This window comes from Synechococcus sp. OH20 (assembly GCF_047502685.1).
Classification (GTDB): Bacteria; Cyanobacteriota; Cyanobacteriia; order Thermostichales; family Thermostichaceae; genus Thermostichus.
In genome coordinates this window covers 36,469-56,006 of record NZ_JANSIQ010000013.1, presented here as the reverse complement: position 1 = coordinate 56,006, position 19,538 = coordinate 36,469, and the positions used below count along the sequence as shown (strand labels likewise).

The 19,538-nt window shown below is 61.4% G+C and carries 21 protein-coding genes; 8 read left to right on the top strand and 13 right to left on the bottom strand.

Going from position 1 to position 19,538, the window contains the following annotated elements; translation table 11 throughout:
- Window positions 1-241: 241 nt before the first annotated feature.
- Both NW826_RS03685 and NW826_RS03680 read left to right on the top strand, forming a co-directional pair.
- The gene (locus NW826_RS03685; protein WP_414348165.1) at window positions 242-736 is read left to right on the top strand and encodes a hypothetical protein; all 495 of its coding nucleotides are present in this window, start codon (window positions 242-244) and stop codon (window positions 734-736) included.
- Between the two features lie 145 nt (window positions 737-881).
- Window positions 882-2,009, top strand: a complete 1,128-nt coding sequence (locus NW826_RS03680; protein WP_414509466.1) for a peptidylprolyl isomerase — start codon at window positions 882-884, stop codon at window positions 2,007-2,009.
- On the opposite strand, the gene NW826_RS03675 is transcribed toward NW826_RS03680, so the two are convergent.
- The 3 genes from NW826_RS03675 to NW826_RS03665 are packed head-to-tail and all read right to left on the bottom strand — an operon-like array spanning window position 2,006 to window position 4,467.
- Window positions 2,006-2,998 carry a succinate dehydrogenase/fumarate reductase iron-sulfur subunit gene (locus NW826_RS03675; protein WP_414335280.1) on the bottom strand — a complete coding sequence of 331 codons (993 nt, stop codon included), beginning with the start codon at window positions 2,996-2,998 and terminating at the stop codon, window positions 2,006-2,008. The two genes, NW826_RS03680 and NW826_RS03675, sit on opposite strands and share 4 nt — an antisense overlap.
- Window positions 2,999-3,053: 55 nt before the next feature.
- The gene (locus NW826_RS03670) at window positions 3,054-3,824 is read right to left on the bottom strand and encodes an MlaE family lipid ABC transporter permease subunit (protein ID WP_414335284.1); all 771 of its coding nucleotides are present in this window, start codon (window positions 3,822-3,824) and stop codon (window positions 3,054-3,056) included.
- 16 nt (window positions 3,825-3,840) lie between these two features.
- Entirely contained in the window at window positions 3,841-4,467 is a 627-nt protein-coding gene (locus tag NW826_RS03665; RefSeq protein ID WP_414337117.1) for a GerMN domain-containing protein, read from the bottom strand.
- A gap of 176 nt (window positions 4,468-4,643) precedes the next feature.
- Between NW826_RS03665 and atpD the strand changes: the two genes are divergently transcribed.
- Window positions 4,644-6,077: a F0F1 ATP synthase subunit beta gene (atpD, locus tag NW826_RS03660; RefSeq protein WP_414335276.1), complete on the top strand. Its 1,434-nt coding sequence runs from the start codon at window positions 4,644-4,646 to the stop codon at window positions 6,075-6,077.
- Window positions 6,078-6,127: 50 nt separating this feature from the next.
- Here atpD and rppA read toward each other — a convergent pair whose 3' ends face one another.
- Both rppA and rsmI read right to left on the bottom strand, forming a co-directional pair.
- The gene (rppA, locus tag NW826_RS03655; RefSeq protein WP_414337116.1) at window positions 6,128-6,841 is read right to left on the bottom strand and encodes a two-component system response regulator RppA; all 714 of its coding nucleotides are present in this window, start codon (window positions 6,839-6,841) and stop codon (window positions 6,128-6,130) included.
- 3 nt (window positions 6,842-6,844) lie between these two features.
- On the bottom strand, window positions 6,845-7,768 hold the full coding sequence (rsmI, locus tag NW826_RS03650; RefSeq protein WP_414509465.1) for a 16S rRNA (cytidine(1402)-2'-O)-methyltransferase: 924 nt from the start codon (window positions 7,766-7,768) through the stop codon (window positions 6,845-6,847).
- A gap of 99 nt (window positions 7,769-7,867) precedes the next feature.
- Here rsmI and NW826_RS03645 point away from each other — a divergent pair, with 99 nt between their 5' ends.
- Together NW826_RS03645 and cbiB are read left to right on the top strand one after the other, a co-directional pair.
- On the top strand, window positions 7,868-8,332 hold the full coding sequence (locus NW826_RS03645) for an Rrf2 family transcriptional regulator (RefSeq protein ID WP_414335270.1): 465 nt from the start codon (window positions 7,868-7,870) through the stop codon (window positions 8,330-8,332).
- Entirely contained in the window at window positions 8,332-9,360 is a 1,029-nt protein-coding gene (gene cbiB, locus NW826_RS03640) for an adenosylcobinamide-phosphate synthase CbiB (protein ID WP_414347493.1), read from the top strand. Before NW826_RS03645 ends, cbiB begins: the two co-directional genes overlap by 1 nt.
- A gap of 158 nt (window positions 9,361-9,518) precedes the next feature.
- Here the strand turns inward: cbiB and NW826_RS03635 are convergent, their stop codons facing one another.
- The 4 genes from NW826_RS03635 to NW826_RS03620 form a co-directional block, all read right to left on the bottom strand.
- Window positions 9,519-9,803, bottom strand: a complete 285-nt coding sequence (locus NW826_RS03635; RefSeq protein WP_414348461.1) for a hypothetical protein — start codon at window positions 9,801-9,803, stop codon at window positions 9,519-9,521.
- Window positions 9,800-10,384, bottom strand: coding sequence for a thylakoid membrane photosystem I accumulation factor (locus NW826_RS03630; RefSeq protein ID WP_414335264.1), 585 nt, complete (start codon window positions 10,382-10,384; stop codon window positions 9,800-9,802). Before NW826_RS03630 ends, NW826_RS03635 begins: the two co-directional genes overlap by 4 nt.
- 72 nt (window positions 10,385-10,456) lie before the next feature.
- The gene (locus tag NW826_RS03625) at window positions 10,457-11,677 is read right to left on the bottom strand and encodes a ribulose bisphosphate carboxylase small subunit (RefSeq protein ID WP_414509464.1); all 1,221 of its coding nucleotides are present in this window, start codon (window positions 11,675-11,677) and stop codon (window positions 10,457-10,459) included.
- 62 nt (window positions 11,678-11,739) lie between these two features.
- A complete protein-coding gene (locus NW826_RS03620; RefSeq protein ID WP_414335260.1) occupies window positions 11,740-12,918 on the bottom strand; it encodes a TRC40/GET3/ArsA family transport-energizing ATPase in 1,179 nt (392 codons plus the stop codon).
- A gap of 182 nt (window positions 12,919-13,100) precedes the next feature.
- Between NW826_RS03620 and psbQ the strand changes: the two genes are divergently transcribed.
- Window positions 13,101-13,499 carry a photosystem II protein PsbQ gene (gene psbQ / locus NW826_RS03615; RefSeq protein ID WP_414335259.1) on the top strand — a complete coding sequence of 133 codons (399 nt, stop codon included), beginning with the start codon at window positions 13,101-13,103 and terminating at the stop codon, window positions 13,497-13,499.
- 205 nt (window positions 13,500-13,704) lie between these two features.
- Here the strand turns inward: psbQ and NW826_RS03610 are convergent, their stop codons facing one another.
- Both NW826_RS03610 and NW826_RS03605 read right to left on the bottom strand, forming a co-directional pair.
- The gene (locus NW826_RS03610; RefSeq protein ID WP_414334777.1) at window positions 13,705-13,926 is read right to left on the bottom strand and encodes a hypothetical protein; all 222 of its coding nucleotides are present in this window, start codon (window positions 13,924-13,926) and stop codon (window positions 13,705-13,707) included.
- Window positions 13,926-15,737, bottom strand: coding sequence for a S8 family serine peptidase (locus tag NW826_RS03605; RefSeq protein WP_414348464.1), 1,812 nt, complete (start codon window positions 15,735-15,737; stop codon window positions 13,926-13,928). The genes NW826_RS03610 and NW826_RS03605 overlap by 1 nt, the downstream gene beginning before the upstream one ends.
- Before the next feature lie 262 nt (window positions 15,738-15,999).
- Here NW826_RS03605 and NW826_RS03600 point away from each other — a divergent pair, with 262 nt between their 5' ends.
- Together NW826_RS03600 and NW826_RS03595 are read left to right on the top strand one after the other, a co-directional pair.
- The gene (locus NW826_RS03600) at window positions 16,000-16,692 is read left to right on the top strand and encodes a MotA/TolQ/ExbB proton channel family protein (RefSeq protein ID WP_414334779.1); all 693 of its coding nucleotides are present in this window, start codon (window positions 16,000-16,002) and stop codon (window positions 16,690-16,692) included.
- Between the two features lie 3 nt (window positions 16,693-16,695).
- Window positions 16,696-17,121, top strand: a complete 426-nt coding sequence (locus tag NW826_RS03595) for an ExbD/TolR family protein (RefSeq protein WP_414334775.1) — start codon at window positions 16,696-16,698, stop codon at window positions 17,119-17,121.
- A gap of 20 nt (window positions 17,122-17,141) precedes the next feature.
- On the opposite strand, the gene argF is transcribed toward NW826_RS03595, so the two are convergent.
- Both argF and ctpC read right to left on the bottom strand, forming a co-directional pair.
- Entirely contained in the window at window positions 17,142-18,059 is a 918-nt protein-coding gene (gene argF, locus NW826_RS03590) for an ornithine carbamoyltransferase (RefSeq protein ID WP_414334778.1), read from the bottom strand.
- A 117-nt stretch (window positions 18,060-18,176) separates the two neighbouring features.
- A complete protein-coding gene (gene ctpC / locus NW826_RS03585) occupies window positions 18,177-19,472 on the bottom strand; it encodes a carboxyl-terminal processing protease CtpC (RefSeq protein ID WP_414334774.1) in 1,296 nt (431 codons plus the stop codon).
- Between the last annotated feature and the right edge of the window lie 66 nt (window positions 19,473-19,538).

Below are 19,538 nucleotides of genomic sequence, written 5' to 3'. Positions count from 1 at the left end.
TCGCCGTAAAGCGGATGGGGAAACCCCACCCGCCTGCGCGGTGGGGTAGTTCATAGGAGAGCAATTAGCTTGCAGAAACGTCGTCGATAGAAGCAATCGACCCGAAAACAAGCTTATAGTGTACTTTCTTGTACACTTGGGTTCTTTTCTCCGCGATGCTCCTGAGTTCTTCTCATGGTAGGTTTACGCTGCTGTCCTCAAGCTTGTCTGTGTTATCGGCTATATTCTTCAGGTTTCAACAATGCAGCTTAGCAGACCCCAAAACCGAGAAACTGGCTGGGCAATTGTCTTGATCCTGCTGGGGATCTCCATAACCGGCTGTGGCTCTTCCAGTAGCACAGGGATCGACCCTGCTTCTTTGGGATCCCAAACGCGCTTGACCTTCAACGGGGCTCTGACGCGCAGTTTCAGCACCACCCAGGGGGAGATGGAGTTCAACATTGCCCTCTTGCAAGCAGGGGATCCGCCTCAGCCGGTCACCCAGCTTTCTCCTGCCCAGGTCAGCTTGCAAGTTAACCGCATAACCGATCTGCAAGGGATCCCGCAGTCAGCCACAGTAACTCTAAGCCCCACCCGCATCGAGAACCCTCGAGCTGAGCTGGCCCGTCAGCCTTTGCTCATGGCCATCCTCATGGACGGCTCCGGCAGCCTGTTGGTTTTGGATCCCCAGTCCCGTCGCTTCTTAGCTGTTTTTGGGCTTTTGGATCAATTTCGCACCACACCCTTGGATCTGTGAGGCCGTCGTTCCCAGGTAGGAGGGGGACGCAGCCGGTTCCTGGCCGTTTGACCTTTGCATTCTCTTCGCTTGCAGCAACGCTTGCCGCCAGCAACGGTAGAATGCCAGGCTGAGAGCAAAAGCAGTGTCGGCAACAGGTGAGGATATGGCGCAGCGTGCCCAGCAGGGATCCGCAGTTGGCAGCAATCGGTGGGAGTGGGGGAGAAAATCGCTCCGGCTTGTCTTAGCTGCTGTGTTGCTGTGGGCGGTTTGGCTGGGTGGAATCCCGGCCCTGGCGCTGCCGCAAGGGGATGCCATTACGGATCCGCGTACTCTCTTGCGGCGGGCGCTGCCCATCCAGGACAGCCGGATCTGGGAAATCGATGAGGCCATCACCAAAATTGAGAGCGACTTGAAGTACAACCGCTGGTCGGCGGTGCGGGGAGATGTGCGCCAGGTGGAGCGGCTTCTGGATCGCTACACGGATCCCCTCTTGGCGGAGTTGCCCCCTGAGCAGGCTGCTGCCGCCGCTGGAGAAGTTGCCACTCTACGCCAGGAGTTGCAAACCATCGGCCAGGCCACAGAGCGCAAATCCAAGGGCAAGGAAGAGGCCCGCGCCGCCTACGACCGCCTCATAGACGAGCTGGGATCCCTGGAAAACCACTGGGTGGGGGCTTTTCCCTACGCGATCCCTGCCGAATATGCCGACAAGCCGCAGCTCCTGGGCCGGGCGGAAGCGGAGCTGAACACCACCGCCGGGCGCATGGTGATCACGCTGGATGGGTATAGCGCCCCCCTCACCGCCGGCAACTTTGCCGATTTGGTGCAGCGGGGCTTCTACGATGGCCTGACCTTTGACCGGGTGGAGAACTTCTTCCTGGTGCAAGCGGGGGATCCCCCAGGCCCTGCCGACGGCTATGTGGATCCGGCCACCGGCAAGGTTCGCACCATCCCGATGGAGATTCGGGCCAAAGGCGAGGTGGTGCCCCGCTACGGCCAGACCTTTGATCAACTGGGCCTGTGGGATGTAGAGCCGGCCCTGCCCTTTGCTGCTGAGGGGACGGTGGCCATGGCCCGCTATCCCGATGATCCCAACAGCGCCTCTTCTCAGTTCTTCATCTTCATGGCCGAGCCGGATCTCACCCCTGCCGGCCTCAACCTCATGGATGGCCGCTATGCCGTATTCGGTTATGTTACCGAGGGCACCGAGGTGCTGCGCAAGATCAAGCTAGGGGACCAGATCCTGAGCGCCCGGCTGATCTCAGGCCAGGAAAATCTCAAAAATGGGGCTTAGGGATCCGCGGCGCCACCGTTCGTTTCCTGTCTGACCGCATCGATCAGCCGCCGCACCGTCGCCGTCCCTGAGGAGGGCTTGAAGCGCAAGGGAAATTTGCCCCTGGCCAGCAGGCGCAGCCCCAAAGGCACCAAGCTGAGCAGCCCCTCCCGCCCCACCACCTGCAGGCCGAAGCGGCGCTCATCCACCCAACCACCGGAGCGCACCAGTTGCACCAGGGTCTTGCGGTGGCGGATGGCTATGTCCTGGGCACGAGAACGGTTGCCCGACAAAACAGGAGTCTGGTCTCGGGAGAGGATCCCTTGCTTGAGCTCGGTGATTTGATCCAGGGGCGCTACACCCATCGGGCAGACACTGTTGCAGTTCCAGCAGCGGGTACAGCCCCAGACGCCGGCCAAGCTATCTTGAGCTTGCAGGCGTTGTTCCCGTCGGCTGTCGCGGCTGTCTTGGACAAGGCGGTTGGCTTTGGCCAAAGCATGAGGGCCGACAAACTCCGGGTTCACCTCTTTGGCGTTGCAGTCGGAATAGCAGGCCCCGCAGAGAATACAGCCACCGGCAGCGTTGAGATGCTCCCGTTCGGCAGGCAACTGTAAAAATTCCCGCTCCGGGATGCGGCGCCCCGCCGTGCTGACAAAGGGATCCACCCGGCTGAGATCGTTCCAGAAGGGCTGCATATCCACCACCAGATCCCGCAGGACGGGCAGGTTGCCCAAAGGGCCGATGCGAATGGGCTGAGGGCTGCGGGGATCCAGCTCTTCGCCCACCTGTCGGCCACAGGCCAAAGTAGCCCTGCCGTTGATGCGCATGGCACAACTGCCACAGATGGTGTTGCGGCAGTTTTTGCGGAAGGCCAAGCTGCCATCCTGCTCCCACTTGATCCGGTTGAGGCAATCGAGAATGGTAGCGCCAGGGGATGTCTCCAGCCAGAAAGACTGCCAGCGGGGTGGCTCCGGCGGCAACTGTCGCAAAATCTGAAATTCCACTCGCATGGATCCGGAGAATGGGCAGGGGATCCCATCTTAGCGGCAGCGTGGGCAGGCGCGACTACAGCGCGCGGCTGAGGGCGCTACCCGGCCCCTGAAACAACAGCCAAGAGATCAGAAAGTTGGTAACAAACACGCCCAGCAGCGCCGTGACGACAGCATCGGTGGTGGAGCGCCCTACCCCCTTGGCGCCGCCGCTGGTGGAAAGGCCCCAGTTGGAGCCGACAATGGCGATCAGAGCCCCGAACACCATCGCCTTCAAACAACAGACGAGCAAGTCCCAAGGGGCCAGGAGATTCTGAGCCGAGGTGAGAAACACCGCGGAAGGAATGTTGTAGACCGAAGCGCAGATGATCATCCCTCCCACTAAGCCGGTTAGCAAGGAGAGGATGGTGAGCACCGGCAGCATCAGCCCTGAAGCCACCACCCGCGGGATCACCAGGTAATCCACCGGATCGGTGCGCAACAACAGCAGAGCGTCGATCTGCTCAGTGACTTTCATGGTGCCCAGCTCGGCGGCAAAGGCGGATCCCACCCGTCCGGCCAGGATCACCGCCGTCACCACCGGCGTCAGCTCGCGGGCCAGGGCAATGGCCAAAACCCCGCCGATGAGGGAAGAGGCCCCGAAATTGATGAACTCGCGTGCCAACTGAATGGTGAAAACGCCGCTGATCACCACCGCCGTGATCAAAACAATCAGCAGCGACTCCAGCCCCACTGTCGCCAGTTGCTCCAGGGTGTTGCGCCGATGAATACGGCCTTGCAGCAGGTGCAAGATCACCTGACCGGCCAGGAGAAAACTGCTGCCCACCCGCTGCAACCAGTTCATGATCTTTGTCTCAAGGGTTTCAAGAGGCTGATACGGCTGACGGCTCCGCCTCAGGTTCTGCCGGCAGCTGGAAGCTGGGCACAAACGAGGCCCGCGTCAAGGGTTGGTCGATAATTAGCCCTTCCCCCCCCAACACCTCGAGGGCGCGCCCCTCGACGGAGATCCACACCCGCGCGCCGGGGTTCTGGCTGGTGGCCGTGTAGAGCACCTGCGCAATCCGGCTCATCATCGCCGTGGATCCCCCCCCTTGCGTGAATTCAGAAGAGAAATTGAGGAAAATATCGTTGCCTTCCACCCGCACATCCAGCAGCCGCGTCTGGGAGGGGATAGCGGTGGCAAGGTGGGGATCCCGGGGGCCGGCAATCAGCTCTTCCAAGGCCAGACGAATGGCCTCTTGGGTGTCAAAAGCGCGCAGGGAGCGCTCCTGCTGCACGTAGTAGATGGAATTGTCAGCACTGGTCAGCCAGTACAAAGAAAGGGTTTGCCGCGGCCCGATGCTGTACCACCAAGCTCCCCCCATCACCCCCAACCCCAGCAAAAAGCCGAGGATCCCCAGTTGCAGAGCCGGGCCGCGCCGGGGGCGAGGACGCCGTCCTCCCAAGCGGACGGAGCCAAGCTGTGCAGTACGCCCTCCGTAGTGATCCATCGCTGCCATTCCCCTGTCTTGCCTAGCTCTAGGGTAGCGAAGAAAAGCCTACTCTGTCGCAGAACAAGCGCAGCAGCAACTGGATCCCTTTATCTGTATGATGATTAATGACTTATCAACATCAACCCGGCTTTGCTGAGTCGATAGCTGCGCACACAAGGAGCTGAGCCTCAACTATGGTTACTGCCACCGCTACTGCCACCAATGTTGGCTACATTACACAGGTCATTGGCCCTGTGATCGACGCCGAGTTTCCCAGCGGCAAGCTGCCCGAAATTTACAATGCCCTCAAGGTGGAGGGCACAACCGAAAGTGGCCTGAAGATCAACATCACCTTCGAGGTGCAGCAGCTTCTGGGAGACAACCGCGTGCGGGCGGTGGCCATGTCCTCTACCGATGGCTTGGTACGGGGCATGCCAGTGGTGGATACGGGCGCTCCGATTACCGTACCGGTTGGGCAGCCCACCCTAGGTCGTATTTTTAATGTGCTGGGAGAGCCGGTTGACCAAGGGGAGCCCGTTCAAGCTCAAGAATTTGCCCCCATCCACCGCAGCGCGCCGGAGTTTGTCAATTTGACGATTAAGCCAGAGCCCTTTGAAACGGGCATTAAGGTGATCGACCTGCTGGCCCCCTTCAAAAAGGGCGGCAAGGTGGGCCTGTTTGGCGGCGCCGGCGTAGGCAAGACGGTGCTCATCCAAGAGCTGATCCACAACATCGCCGAGGAGCACTCCGGCCTATCGGTGTTTGCCGGCGTGGGAGAGCGCACCCGCGAGGGGAACGACCTCTACAACGAGATGAAAGAATCGGGGGTGCTGGACAAGGTGGCGCTGGTGTACGGCCAGATGAACGAGCCGCCGGGCGCCCGTATGCGGGTGGGCCTGACCGCCCTGACGATGGCGGAGTACTTCCGCGACGTCAACAAGCAGGATGTGCTGCTGTTTATCGACAACATCTTCCGCTTTGTGCAGGCCGGGTCGGAAGTGTCGGCGCTGTTGGGCCGCATGCCCTCGGCGGTGGGGTATCAGCCTACCCTGGCCACCGAAATGGGCAACCTGCAAGAGCGCATCACCTCTACCAAGCAGGGATCCATCACTTCGGTGCAGGCGGTGTATGTGCCCGCCGATGACCTGACGGATCCGGCGCCGGCGACGACGTTTGCCCACTTGGATTCAACAGTGGTGCTGTCGCGCAGCTTGGCCGCCAAGGGCATCTACCCGGCGGTGGATCCCCTGGATTCTTCCTCCACGATTCTGCAAGCCGACATTGTGGGCGAGGAGCACTACAACACCGCTCGGGCGGTGAAGCAAACGCTGCAGCGCTACAAAGAGTTGCAGGATATCATCGCCATTCTGGGGTTGGACGAGCTGTCGGAAGAGGACAAGCTGGTGGTGGCCCGCGCCCGCCGTATCGAGCGCTTCCTGTCGCAGCCCTTCTTTGTGGCGGAGGTGTTCACCGGCTCGCCCGGCAAGTACGTGAAGTTGGAGGACACCATCAAGGGCTTCCAGCGCATTTTGTCGGGAGAACTGGACGATCTGCCGGAGCAGGCTTTCTACCTGGTGGGCACCATCGAGGAGGCCATCGAGAAGGCGGAGAAACTCAAGTCTAAGTAATGCCCTCACCCCCAGCCCCGCTCCCGGCGGGAGAGGGGAGTTGATGACTGCTAGGGATCCTCGGCCACGGGCCCGAAGCGGTAGCCTTTGCCATAGACGGCGTGGATCAACTCGGGAGAGCCGGGCAAGCGCAGGCGACGCCGCAACAGGCGCACCTGGGCGGCCAGGACGTTGCTGCTGGGGGGATCCTCGCCGGCCCACACCCGCTCGTAGATCTGCTCGTGGGTGAGCAACTGGCCAGGGTGGGCCATGAAGTACTCCAGCAGGCGGAATTCCTTTTGGGAGAGGTGGATCATCCGCCCCTGGCGGTAGGCCACTTGGTTCTCCCGATCCAGCTCCAGATCCCCAATTTGCAGGCGAGGGATCCCTTCGCCGGGGCTGGCGGCCCGCCGCAAGAGGGCCCGCACCCGCGCCAGCAGCTCCCGCAGCTCGAAGGGCTTGACCAGATAGTCGTCGGCGCCGGCGTCCAGCCCTTCCACCCGGTCGTCGAGGGTATCTTTGGCGGTTAGGAAGAGAATGGGGGTGGCGCGGGACGCAGTTTTTTCCACCTGGCGCACCTGTTGGCAGAGGGAGAGGCCGGACAGTCCCGGCAACATCCAGTCCAGTACCAGTAGGTCGTAGGGTGGAGCTGGGGGCTTCTGCAGCAGCTCCCAGGCACTGTTTCCCTCGTAGGCCACGTCCACGCTGTGGCCCTCTCGCCGCAGGTGCTGGGCCAGGGAATCGGCCAACTCCACTTCGTCGTCCACCAACAAGATGCGCGCCATGCTCTAGGAGTCTGTCTCGTCGTCGGTTGCCGGAGGGGTCAGGGAGGAATCCGAGCCGGGAGGCGGCTCCAGTTGCAAAGAGAGATCATAAAGGCGGCGCCGCGTCCAGAGGGGGGATCCCTGGAAGCGCTGGGCCAGTTGCCGGCTGGCGGCGGAGCGGGAGAGGCCCTCGGCCAGCAGGCGGGCCAGCTCCTGGCGAACTTCCGCTTCCGAGGGGGAGGTTTCTTCGTCTTTTTGGGAGGCAGACCGCCCCTCTAGAACAAGGGTGAACTCTCCCCGCGGTGGCTGGGCGGCGCAGTGCTCCAGAGCGGCGGCCAGGGATCCCCGCCAGAAGGACTCGTGCAGCTTAGTCAGCTCACGGGCCAGCACGATCTGCCGCTGAGGGCCGCAGTGAGCCAGGAGATCTTGCAGAGTTTGCTGCAGGCGGTGGGGGGCTTCGTAGAGGACGATGGTGCGCTCTTCTTGGGCCAGTTGTTGCAGACGGGCCTGCCGCTGGCTGGCCTTGAGCGGCAAAAAACCCTCGAAGACAAACCGCCCTGTGGCCAGCCCAGAAGCAGCCAAGGCGGCCACTGCCGCTACCGGGCCAGGCACCGGGATCACGGGGATCCCGGCTTGGATGCAGGCGCGCACCAGTTCTTCACCCGGATCGGAGATGGCGGGTGTGCCGGCATCGCTGATTAGAGCCACCGACTGCCCTGCCGCCAGATACTTCAGGATTTGCGGGATCCGCTGTGCCGTGTTGTGCTCGTGATAGCTGATGAGGCGGGCGGAGATCTGAAAGTGTTTAAGAAGCTGGCCGGAGTGGCGGGTGTCTTCTGCTGCCACCCAGTCCACCTCCCGCAAAACCCGCAGCGCCCGCAGGGTAATGTCTTCGCGGTTGCCGATGGGGGTGGCCACCAAGTAGAGACCGGCGGTGGGGCGCTCCATCCCGACGAGGCCAGAGCTGAGCGGGTACTGCTTTCTAGGTTAACCCCTCTAGCCGGGATCCCTGTGGCAGGATCGGGAGAGACTGGCGGGAGAGAGCAGGTGCGGCTGACCACGCGAGCTACTTACAGCATCCGGGCTTTGCTGGATCTGGCGATGCTCGGCGCGGGGCAGATGGCCTCGGTGCGGGCCATTGCCGAGCGACAGCAGATCCCGGCCCCCTATCTGGAAAAGCTGTTGATCGAGCTGCGCCAGGCCGGTTTGGTCTGTTCGCAGCGGGGGGCGCAGGGGGGCTACCGGCTGGCACGGGCACCGCGGCGGATCCCGATCAGCGCCATTTTGGCAGCGGTGGGAGAATCTCTGGATCCGCTTGTGGAGAGTTCCAAAGCTTCAGCCGTGCCTCAGGCAGGCTCGACGGAGCGGCTGGACTGGGTGACAGCGGCTCTCTGGGAGCGGATCGCCCGACGGGCGCAGCAGGTGCTGGAGGAAACCACTCTGGAGGATCTGTATTTTGATGCCCGCAGTTGGCAGGCGGCTCAGGATCAGGAGAGTGGATTTGTGGTCTGATGGGCAGGATGGAGCGCTTGCCCTTTTTCCCGACTCAGCCGGCTGCTGCGCTGGTGCTGGCGGCAGCGCTGGGTCTGGATTACTGGTTGGCAGATCCCTGGGGGTGGCCCCATCCGGTGCGGGTAATGGGGGCAGTCATCGCCTGGGGGCAAGGCTGTATCCTCAAGCACTGTTCGACCCCACAGGCACAACGGTGGGGCGGGGCGGTGCTGACGCTGGCGCTGCTGGCGGGATCCTACGCGGCAGGCTGGGGGCTGATCGCCGTTGCCCAGGCTCTCCACCCCTGGGCAGGGATCCTGATGCACGCCATCCTGATGGCCAGTTGCCTGGGGGGGCGCAGCCTGCGCTTTGCCGCCTTGGAGGTGTTGGATCCCTTGGAAAAGGGGGATCTGCTGCAGGCCCGCCAATGCCTCAGCCGCTACGTGGGCCGGGATACAGAGCACCTGACGGAGGCGGAGATTTTGCGGGCGGTGATCGAGACGGTGGCGGAAAATACCCCGGACGGGGCGACGGCCCCTTTGTTCTATGCCTTTTTGGGAGGGGCGCCCCTGGCTTTGGCCTACAAGGCCAGCAGCACGCTTGATTCGATGGTGGGCTATCGCCATGCCCCCTTTACCTACCTGGGCACGGTGCCGGCCCGCTGTGAGGATGTGTTGACCTGGCTGCCCTGCCGGCTGACGGTGTTGACGCTGGCCCTGTTCAGCGGGGATCCCTGGGGGTTTTGGCAGCGGTGTCGCCGCGACGGGCGGGCGGATCCCAGCCCCAATTCGGGGTGGAGCGAGGCGGCCTTTGCCTGGCGGCTGCAGATCCAGTTGGGAGGCACCAATTGCTATCGCGGGATCCCCAAAGAGAAGCCCAAGGTGGGGATCCCAGCCCGTCCCTTGAGCCCCCAGGTGGTGCGGGAAAGTCTGGGGCTGCTGCGGCAGGTTCTGGGGGTGTGGGGAAGTTGGATGGTGGGCGTAGCTCTAGTTCTCAGCTTGGGAGAGGGGCTGGGGGCCACTTCGGTATCGATTATTTGGTGGTATTGAGAAAGTCGCCGAGATTGAGGATGGTGTTTTGCTCGCTGACGATGGTTTGGATATCGTCAGGCAAGTTGCGGACGTACTCGAGCTGAAGGGCCTAGGGCGTCGCAGGCGCATGGGAAAGGGCTCCGGGATCCAAGACTTTTGATCTTTCTTAACGGGTGCTAGCTCAGCACCCAGCGCTGGAGAGCAATGCCAAGGAGCAGACCGAGGCCGCCAAAACGCAGCACCTGCCAAAAGGTGGTGGGAACGGGGTTAAACACTTCCAACAGGTAGGCTTGCAGGCGTTGTTCCAATTGGCTAACTTCCGCCTGAATTTCAGCCCAGTGTTCGGGGGAAAGCTGGGACAGGCGCTCCAGCTCGCGCAGGTCGACCAGCCGCGCTTGCAAGATCTCGAGCTTGGTTTGCAGAGCCTCAAGCGAATCCGGGGAATCGGGAGGAGCGGTCACGGCTGTGCCTCGGCTGGGGGGGCGGGGGAACGGGGTCGGGAAAATCCGGTTTGGATCTCGTTGAAGGGCTTGGCTTTGATCACCCCTGGGGGGACGGGATCCAGGTGGAAGAGGGCGCGAATGGCGTTTTCCACTTCCGTGATGGGGCGGTTGCCGATGGATTGATAAGCAATGTTGCCCTGGGAGTCAAAAAGAAGGGTTTGGGGAACGCGACCGCTGTAGTACTGGCCGCGCTCATCCCCGGGCAAGAGGGAATCGACAGAATAAGGAATGAAATAGACTCCCAGCCCATAGCGAACTTGTAGGTTGGCCAGGGTGGCAGCGTATTTTTTGCAATCGCTGCTGTCGTCGATGTAGTAGACGAGGAGGGCCGGGATCCCTTGTTCTTTGGCCTGCTTCAGGGAGACACGAGGGGGGATCATGCCGCCGTTGGAGCCGTAGAGGGCAAAGATGTTGCCGTCGTAGCGGTCGTCGTTGAGGAGGGCATTGGCAGGCGGAGACAACCAGCCCATGAACACGACGCACAAAGCCACCAGGAGAAGGCGCAGCCACAGCATGATTTGGAGAGGATTGTCGAGCAAAGAGGGGGCTCCCTCATTGTGCCATTTTGCTCTGGCGCCGCACTCCCCCTTCCAGTTTGCGGTGGGATCCCCTCATGGACGTTGGATAATGGTCTCGATCTGCCGTTGTTTTTTCACTGGATCTACGCCCACCAGCCGGATGTAGTCCTTGGGAAAACGGCTGAGGCACTGCTCGACAGCCTGACAGGCAGCGGCCCATTCTTTCAGGTGGGCAACTCCACACTCCTGCCAGGAATGAACCCGGTAGCGGCGCGGATCCGCGTGCTCCACCTGGATTTCGTATCCTTGCGCCAGGATCTGGCGAATATGGGCCTGCACTTTTGGGTTGAGCGGAACGGGGGGAGGATCGACCGAGTGAGCAGCCCCAGGAAGGGATGGCGGGGAAGCGGGAGGCGGCTCCTGGGAGGCGGAGCGCTTGAGGCCAAGGTATTCTTCGGAGAGGCGACGGGCTTCTACTTGTTGTTGCTCGGCTTTGAGCTGGTGGCCGGCCTGGATCAACTGCTCCAGAGAAAATCGCGGCGGCGGAAAGTGGGGGGCGCCTTCTTTGCTTTTGAGCAGGCGAAAGGCTATGCCCTCTAGGCCCACTTGTTGGATCAATTGCCATACCTGCTCGTCGTAAAGTTGGGCGCGCAGGGCGCCGAAAAAGTCGATGGCCTGTTCAGGAAAAGTGTCCACCAGGCGCTCGACTTCCTCCAGCGACAGCCCGTCAGCCTGAAAAATGCCGTGAACGATGTGAATGCGGTCGGTGCGGCTGGGCTCCCAATAGAACTTGCGCATGCGCCCATCGCGGATGAGGGGGGCATAGAGGGTGGAAAAGTCATTGCCGGTGGCGATGATGGGCACGCGTGGCAGAGGCTTGGGATCGTAGCTGCCGGGAAGCTGCACGTTGGTGGGGTTGTCGGCGATGTTCATCAAGGTGGCGCTGACCAGTTGGGTGTTGACGGTGTACTGGGTCATGGTGTTCAGACGGCCAGCACCGGCATCCAGGTCGTTGATCATCAGCACGGCCATCTGGCCAAATTTGCGGATGTGCTCGGCAGCTTCACGGTAGCGCAGACGGATCATGCGAGCCGGATCCCCGGCGTCGGGACTTTCCAGCTCACCGCCGGAGATGTGAACGGCATAGACCTTCATGCGCTCGAAAATCAGGTTGCACTGAAAGGTCTTGCCCTCACCCTTACGCCCGTGGATGCCCAAGATGAGCGGAACCGGCACGTCCGGCAAAGGGAGATGATTCTTCGTCAGGTGCAGGGCGACGACCTTGAGGAAGGTGGGGGCAATGTAGTAGCTCATCCGCTCCGGGTTAGCTGGCTGTTTGCTATTTGAGGATACCTCTTCGGCAGAGGGCTACAGGCTCAAGCGGCAAAATGGATGCGCAGGTAGTCTTCTTCCATCTTGGCGCGGGCCGGGGTCATGGCTGCCAAGGTCTGGGGCAACACCAGGTTGCGGCGGTGGTTGCCGATGCGGATGTTCAGCTCATCCCCAGTTTTGCTCAGTTCCACCTGCTCTTTCGGGATCCCGGGCAAGTACAGATCCAGGCGGTACTGGCCGTTGTCGGTGACCACATGCATCGTTTGCTCGGTGTAGAACACTTCCGCCGGGTTGCGCTCTCCCCAAAGGTCTTTTTTCAGGCGGGCCAGGGCGTCCCACCCCACCAACTCCTCGGAGTACAGCGGGATCTCCACCACCGGTAGAGGAGCAAAGTTCTCGTGGATCTCCCGGCGATATTTTTGTTGGGCGGCCTTCCAGGCAGCAAAGTAGGGATCCACCACTCCATCCGGCAGAATGCGGTTGGCAATCACCAAATCGGTGGCGACGCCGTAAAGGCTGAGGTAGGCGTGGGCCCGCAGCGATTCTTTGATCACCATCTTTTCGGGGTTGGTGACCAGCCGCACCGAGGTGATGCGGTTGTTGGTGAGGATGCCCTCCAGCCGCTCGATCTTCTGGTAGAACTCGTAGGGGGCATCCAGTACCTGGTCATTGGGCAGGGGGATCCCGGTCAGTCCCTTCACAATTGGCTCGGCAATAGGACGCAGCATCTGCGCCAAGCCCTGCAGGGGCTTGTAGAACTTGCGCATGTACCAGCCGGAAACATCCGGCAAACTCAAAAGGCGCAGAGCCGTGCCCGTAGGGGCTGAGTCGATGATGAGCACATCGAACTTGCCCTCGTCGTAATGGCGATTGACCCGCACCAGGGCAAAGATCTCGTCCATCCCCGGCAAAATGGCCAGCTCCTGCGCCTGCACCCCATCCAGCCCACGCGCCTGCAACACCTGGGTAATGTAGGTTTTGACGGATCCCCAATTCAGCTCCAGCTCGTTGAGGGCATCCAGCTCCGCGCCCCAAAGGTTGGGTTTGACCTCCACCGGCTCATGGCCCAAGGGCTGATCGAAGCTATCGGCCAACGAGTGGGCCGGATCGGTGCTCAGCACCAAAGTTTTCAGGCCGATCTCGGCACAACGCCAGCCGGTCGCCGCTGCCATCGAGGTTTTGCCGACCCCACCCTTGCCGGTCATGAGGATGATGCGTTGCATGAGAGCGCCATTTACATTCTTTTACAGGATAGCTCTAGCCTAGCCGATTTGCTCTGCTCTTTGAGAGGTAGCCGAGGAGCTGGGGTGCAGCCAGCAGGTAAACTATTGATTTGATTGCCGATCGTGTCGGCGGGACGGAGTCCTTGAAATCAAGCCTGTTGCAGGCATGTGGGAGGTACGTGATGATCTGTCGCTGGCGGAGTGTGTTGCTGGTTGCCATCCTGACATTGGGGCTGTGGCTGGGATCGCTTCCTGTACAGGCGGCTGCCGGCTTGCCCCGAGAGCTGCAACAACTGGAGCAACAGGTGGAGCGGCTGCAAAGCCTGGTGGAGGCGGAGGACTGGTTGGAGATCCGCTCCTACATCCACGGACCGATGGGCCTGACCCGCAAGACCTTGACCGGCCTGGCGGCCACCTTGCCGGATCGGCAAAAGCGGGAAGTGCTGCGCCTGGCCAAGGAGATGGGCCGTAGCCTGGAACAACTGGACTTTGCCGCCAAAGCCTATGACCAACCGGAGGTGGAAGCAGCCCAGGCCAAGGTGAAAAAGACGTTGCAAGAGTTGGAGGCCGTGTTTTCCTAGGCTGTGTTGAGCTGACCGTCATTTCAAACGGCAATGAAACGGTTCGTTACGTCCATCCCCAGCTCCCCTCTCCCTCAGGGAGAGGGGCTGGGGGTGAGGGATCCAGAAGACGCTGGCGCAGCGAAACATCCCAAAAAGTTAGAAAAAATGGGGATCCCTGAGCGGGGATCCCCGATTTGTTTGATCGATCTGTATCTGGGCCAAGCTAGGGCTGCCGTCGGAAGCTCTTCACCTCCAAGACCGGCCCCACCTGAGCCACCGTCACCATGTCTTCTTTGAGCTGTCCCTGGATGGTGACTTCCAACCCCTCTTGTAAGAGCTCTTTGGGGGCGCGGAAGAGGGCATAGTGCTGGCCGGAAGGCAGGGTCAGCACCCACACCCCTCCTTCGATATCCAGGAACTGGATGGTACCGCTGTATTCTTCCATCACCGCCTCAGCGCTAGACCGGTGCTGTTGGACTGGGACTCCAGGATGGCTTGTGCTCCCAAATAGGCCAGGCCCAGGCAGAGCAGGCCATTGAAGAGCAAAAAGGAGCGACCCAGCCAAGCAGAGGATCCAAGCCATACTACCCCCTCATAGAACAGAGATCCGGACAAGAGCAGATGGGAGGCCATGCCGATAGAGAGGCCGATCACCGCCCAGCGCCAGCGCCGATGGCCCAGGAGCAGCACCAGCAACAGGCCCGGGATCAAGACGCTGGCAAACAAGGGGTTCAAAGCGTTGGTTTGGGCCAAGGCGGTGCCCAGCTCCGGCAGGGAGCTCCCCGCCAATTGGAAGGGCCAGCGAGGGGCACCCACAATGGCCAAGCCCTGCAGTGGGAAGAGGCCGGCGCTGCCCAAGAGGATCCCGGCCAGCAAAGGCACTGTTGCCCGCATCGGCTTGGGAGCCAGCCACCAGCGGATCAGCACCAGGATGATGTAGCCGCCTATCACCATCAGCAGCTTGGGCACCAGGGCAATCGGGCCGCCATCAAACCAGAAGCGCGGGTTGAGGTAGCCGTTGTTGTTCAGGTATTGCAGGAAGTCCTTCAGCCACAGCACCAGGGGGTTCTCCTCTTGCTGACCGGTGGCTCGGGCCAGCGCCTTGGCAGCATCCAGACGACCGGCCCCGTAGAAGTTCTGTTTGTCGCCAGGCACCGGGGTGGCCGACATCTTCAGCACCTCTTCCACCTTGTCCGGGTCTTTGATGCCCTGGGCTTGGATCAGCGCCGCCACGCCGGCCACGTGGGGAGTGGCCATGCTGGTGCCTTGGAAGTAGGCAAAGACCGGCTCGTTGGGGTTGCGGCGGTTGATGGTCTGCTGCAGAATGCCGTACTCAGGGTGATCGGGGGTTTTGGCGCCACCCGGGGCAGAGATGTCCACCCCCACCCCATAGTTAGAGTAAGGGGCTTTGCTGCCATCGGGGCCGGTGGCCGAGACAGCGATCACATGCGGGTAGCGAGCCGGGTAGCTCACCTGGTCGGAGTTTTCGTTGCCGGCGGCTGCGATCACCGTCACCCCTTTGCTGTGGGCATAGGCTACGGCCTCTTCCATCAGTCGGGCCGAAGCGCGGCTACCCAGGCTGAGGTTGATGATCGTGGCCCCGTGGTCGGCAGCATAGCGGATCCCTTCCACCACATCCGACAGGGAGCCGAAGCCGTTGGCATCCAACACCCGCACCGGCATAATCTTGGCCTTGAAGGCGATGCCGGCTACACCCAAGAAATTGTTGGTGGATTGGGCGATGGTTCCCGCCACATGGGTGCCGTGGCCGTTGAGGTCTTCCGGGTCCTCATCATCGTCCACGAAGTCATAGCCCTGCACAAATTGAGTTTGGGCCAGGTCGGGAACTCGCGTCACCCCAGTATCCACCACGGCTACCGTCACCCCTTCCCCCTGAGAGATGTCCCAGGCTTCCGGCATGCGGATGGCCCTGAGATTCCACTGCTGGGGATAGAGGCGGTCGTTGGGCACAAAGGCCGCCTGGAATTGATAGTTGGGGTGAGCGTACTCGATCAAAGCTTCGTTGGTGAGCCGCTTGACCAGCCGCCGCGTGGATCCCAGATGGTCGGCATCCACGTCAAATAGGTAGATCGCTTCTTGGCGGGCAAAAGCGCTGTCGCTGCTGGGGCGGAGCGTCAAATTATACTCTTTGGCGATAGCGGCAATCTGGCTGGGGGTGGCCGTATTAACAAAGTTGACCACGATGCTGTCGTAGGGGGTGGATCCCTTGCCGCAAGCCGTCAACAGCAGTGCCATCAGTCCGGCGCAGCAAAGGCCCAACCAGCGTCTGAATTTCATAATTCACGCCCTCGGGATCCAAACCAAAATGGTTGCAACCAGTATGCCTTCTGGATCGACGATTGACGAGATGCGATCCGGGATTGGGGCAAAATTGCCAAAAGGTGCAACCTTCGCCGCGCAAGAAGGGATCCCAGCCCTGCCGAGAAAGTGCTATGACAAGATGAGCGAAGAAGAAGGGGGAAGTCAGGGTCGTATGGATAGAGTTTTGCAGCTCCTGATCCAGGGTTGGTACTATTCCATCCCCCTGCTGACGTTCTCGGTCTTCTCGGTGGCCTGTTGCATCGAGCGGGCCTTGTTCTGGTGGAAGGTCACCCACCGGCAGGAGGAGGTGGTGCGGCAAGCCCTCAGCCAGTACCGCCGCAACCCACGCGCTGCCCAGTATCTGCTGGAACAAAATGCCGACCTGCCCATTGCTCGCATCTTTTTGGCCGGCCTGGAGCTGAACGAAGCCAGCCCCGAAGATTTTAAGTTGGCCCTGGAAACAGCCCTGGCGGCAGAGGTGCCCCTGCTGAAGCGCTTCAACACGGTCTTCGACACTGTCATTACCGTTGCCCCCTTCCTGGGACTGCTGGGCACGGTTACCGGCATCATCCAGATCCTCAGCTCCATCCAACTGGGAGATATCGGCGGCACCGACACACAGGGGGTGGGTCAGGGGATTGCCGAAGCCCTCTACTCGACCGCCTTTGGGCTGATCGTGGCCATTCCCACCTTGCTGATCTCCAATGTCTTCCGCTCTCTCTACCTGCGGCAACTTTCCAAGATCCAGGAGTACGGCGGCGAGCTGGAGTTGCTGCATCGGCAGCGGCAAGAGATGCAAGCCCAGCAACTTTCCCAGTACCCCTACACGCAGTCCAGACCCGGTGGCAGCTCCACCCTTCCGCCCTACTCTTCGCTTGAGCCCTCTTAAGCCATGCGCATCCCCGAAGAAAACTTCCGCTCCGGCGAGATTAATATTGTGCCCTTGATCGATGTCATCTTTTCGATCTTGGTGTTTTTTGTCATCGCCAGCTTGGTGCTCACCCGCTCGGAAGCGCTGGATGTCAACCTGCCGGACGCAACCACGGCCCAAGTTCGTCTACAGCCGGATGTAACGGTGAGCATCACGGCAGAAGGCCAGATCGCCGTCAACCAGGAGAAGATCGCCGATATCTCCGCTCTGATCCCGACGGTGGAACGCATCCTGGCCGAGAAGCCGGCTGAAGGGCGCCGCCTGGTGGTGATCAACGCCGATTTGGCCCTCTCCCACGGCAAGGTGGTAGAGGTGATGGATACCCTGCAGCGGCTGCCCAACGTCAGCCTGGCCATTGCCGCTCGCCGCCCCGCCAATAACCGTTGACACCTTCCCTCTCTCTGGGGTCACCCTGCCCCCAGCAGTTGGATCAGCAGCGCCTTTTGCACGTGGAGGCGATTTTCTGCTTGATCCCACACACGGGACTGGGATCCCTCTAAGACCTCGGCAGTAATCTCCTCTTCCCGGTGGGCAGGCAAGCAGTGCAGCACGATAGCCTCGGGATCCGCCTGTTTTATCAGCGCGGCGTTGACCTGGTAGGGCAGGAAGTGGGCTTTGCGGGCCTCGGCCTGATCCTCTTGGCCCATGCTGGCCCACACGTCGGTATAGACCACCTGAGCTCCTGCGACTGCTGCGTAGGGATCCCGTAAGACCAGCACCTGCGATCCCTGGGCCAGGGCTTGTGCTTCTGCCACCACCGCCCCATCCGGCTCGTAACCGGGGGGTGTGGCGACACGGATGTGGATCCCGCTCATGGCACAGCCCAGCAGCAGGGAATGGGCAACGTTATTGCCGTCGCCGCAATAGGCCAAGGTCAGGCCCGCCAGTTGGCCGAAGTTCTCCTGGATGGTGAGCAGATCGGCCAACACCTGACAGGGGTGAAACTGATCCGTGAGGGCGTTGATCACCGGGATCTCGGCATACTCGGCAAAGATCTCCAGCTCTCGCTGGTCGTAGGTGCGAATGGCAATGACATCCAGGTAGCGGGAGAGGACGCGGGCCGTATCCGGCAGGGGTTCGCCGCGGCTCACCTGCAGCGCCGTCGGTACCAGATCCAGGGTGCTGCCCCCACACTGGGCCATGGCAGCAGTAAAACTGACGCGGGTGCGGGTGGAAGCCTTTTGAAACAACAGCCCCAGCACCCGACCCCGCAGATCCGCCCGATAGGGATCCCGCTTCAGTTCCGCCGCTTGAGCCAGCAGGGCCGATAGCTCTGCCGATGTCAGGTCGCTGAGCCGGAGCAGATCCCGCCCGGCTAAGTTCACAGATCCCACGGTCTTCGACTCGGCCATAGTGCCGCGCGCCACCTCCACGAACAACCCAGCATTGCCAACCCCGCGTTGGTCTTTGAGCCTCAGCTCGACCACGGCCTCAGGATCCGGCTACCGCGAAGAGGAACGAATGGCCTCTTGGGCCTGTTGCCGACGGGCCGAGATCTGAGCCTGGAGGGCCTGGATGGCGGCAGCATACTGGGGGTCGGCCGAGGTGGCCACCAACTCCCGGTTCTGGCCCAGCCGCTTCAGATCTTCTTCAGACAACTCCACCAAAATATCGGGGGTGATGCCCTTGTGATCGATGTCGGTGCCGTTGGGGGTGCGATAACGGGCGATGGTCACCGCCAGGCCCGACCCATCCGACAGGGGATGCACCGACTGCACCAGGCCCTTGCCGAAGGTTTGCGTGCCGATGATCACGGCGCGACGGTTATCTTGCAAAGCCCCCGACAGGATCTCGCTGGCGCTGGCGGATCCCCCATCCACCAAAACGGCCAAAGGCTTGTCGGTGAGGGCGGTGTTGTTGGCCGTGAGGCGATCCTGCTCCCCTTGCCGGTTCACCGTCGAGACAATGCTGCCTCGGTCGATCCACATGCGGGCGATCTCGGCGCTGGAGTAGAGCAGCCCCCCTGGGTTGGCCCGCAGATCGAGAACGTAGGCGGCCACCCCTCGTTTCTCCAGCTCGCGAATGGCTTGGCGCATCTTCTCGGCAGCGTTGCCGGAAAACTGGGTGATGCGAATGTAGCCGATGGGCAGGCCGCTTTCCTCGTGAACCTCGTAGCGCACGGTGGCCAGCTCGATTCTCTCCCGCACCAGGTCGAACACCTTCAGCCCTTCTCCCTCGCGGCGGATGGTCAGCCGCACCCGCGTACCCGGCTCGCCCCGAATGAGGTTGACCGCGGCGTTGGTGTCCATGCCTTCGGTGGACTTGTCGTCGATGCGCACGATCACGTCTTTGGATTTGATCCCGGCCCGGTCGGCGGGGGACCCTTCGATGGGGGAGATCACCACCAGCTCGTTCGTCTCTTGATCCATGCCCAGCGTGATCCCCACCCCGGTCAGCTCGCCGGATGTATCAATTTGCATGCTGGCGAACTGATCGGGATCCAAAAAGCGGGTGTAGGGATCGTTCAGTTTCTTCAGGGCTTCGCGAATGGCCGCATAGGCATCTTCTCGGGTGGCATATTCTCGGCTGAGCAGATCCCGCCGCACCGCCTCCCAATCGACGGAGTTAAAGGAAGGATCGACGTACTCGCGATTGACGATCTGCCAAACTTCGTCCACCACTTCTTTGGGATCCCGGCGAAACCCTGCCCAACCCGGACTGGATAGCTGCACGCCAACCAGCGACACGGCTGTGACTACCGCAGCCGTTGCACTCACCACAAACCCACGCTTTCTCATTGGCTCTCCTGGAAGACAAGGTGCTAAAAGTCGAGGTTGACGAGGTGGATCGCTAACCGTCCGGGA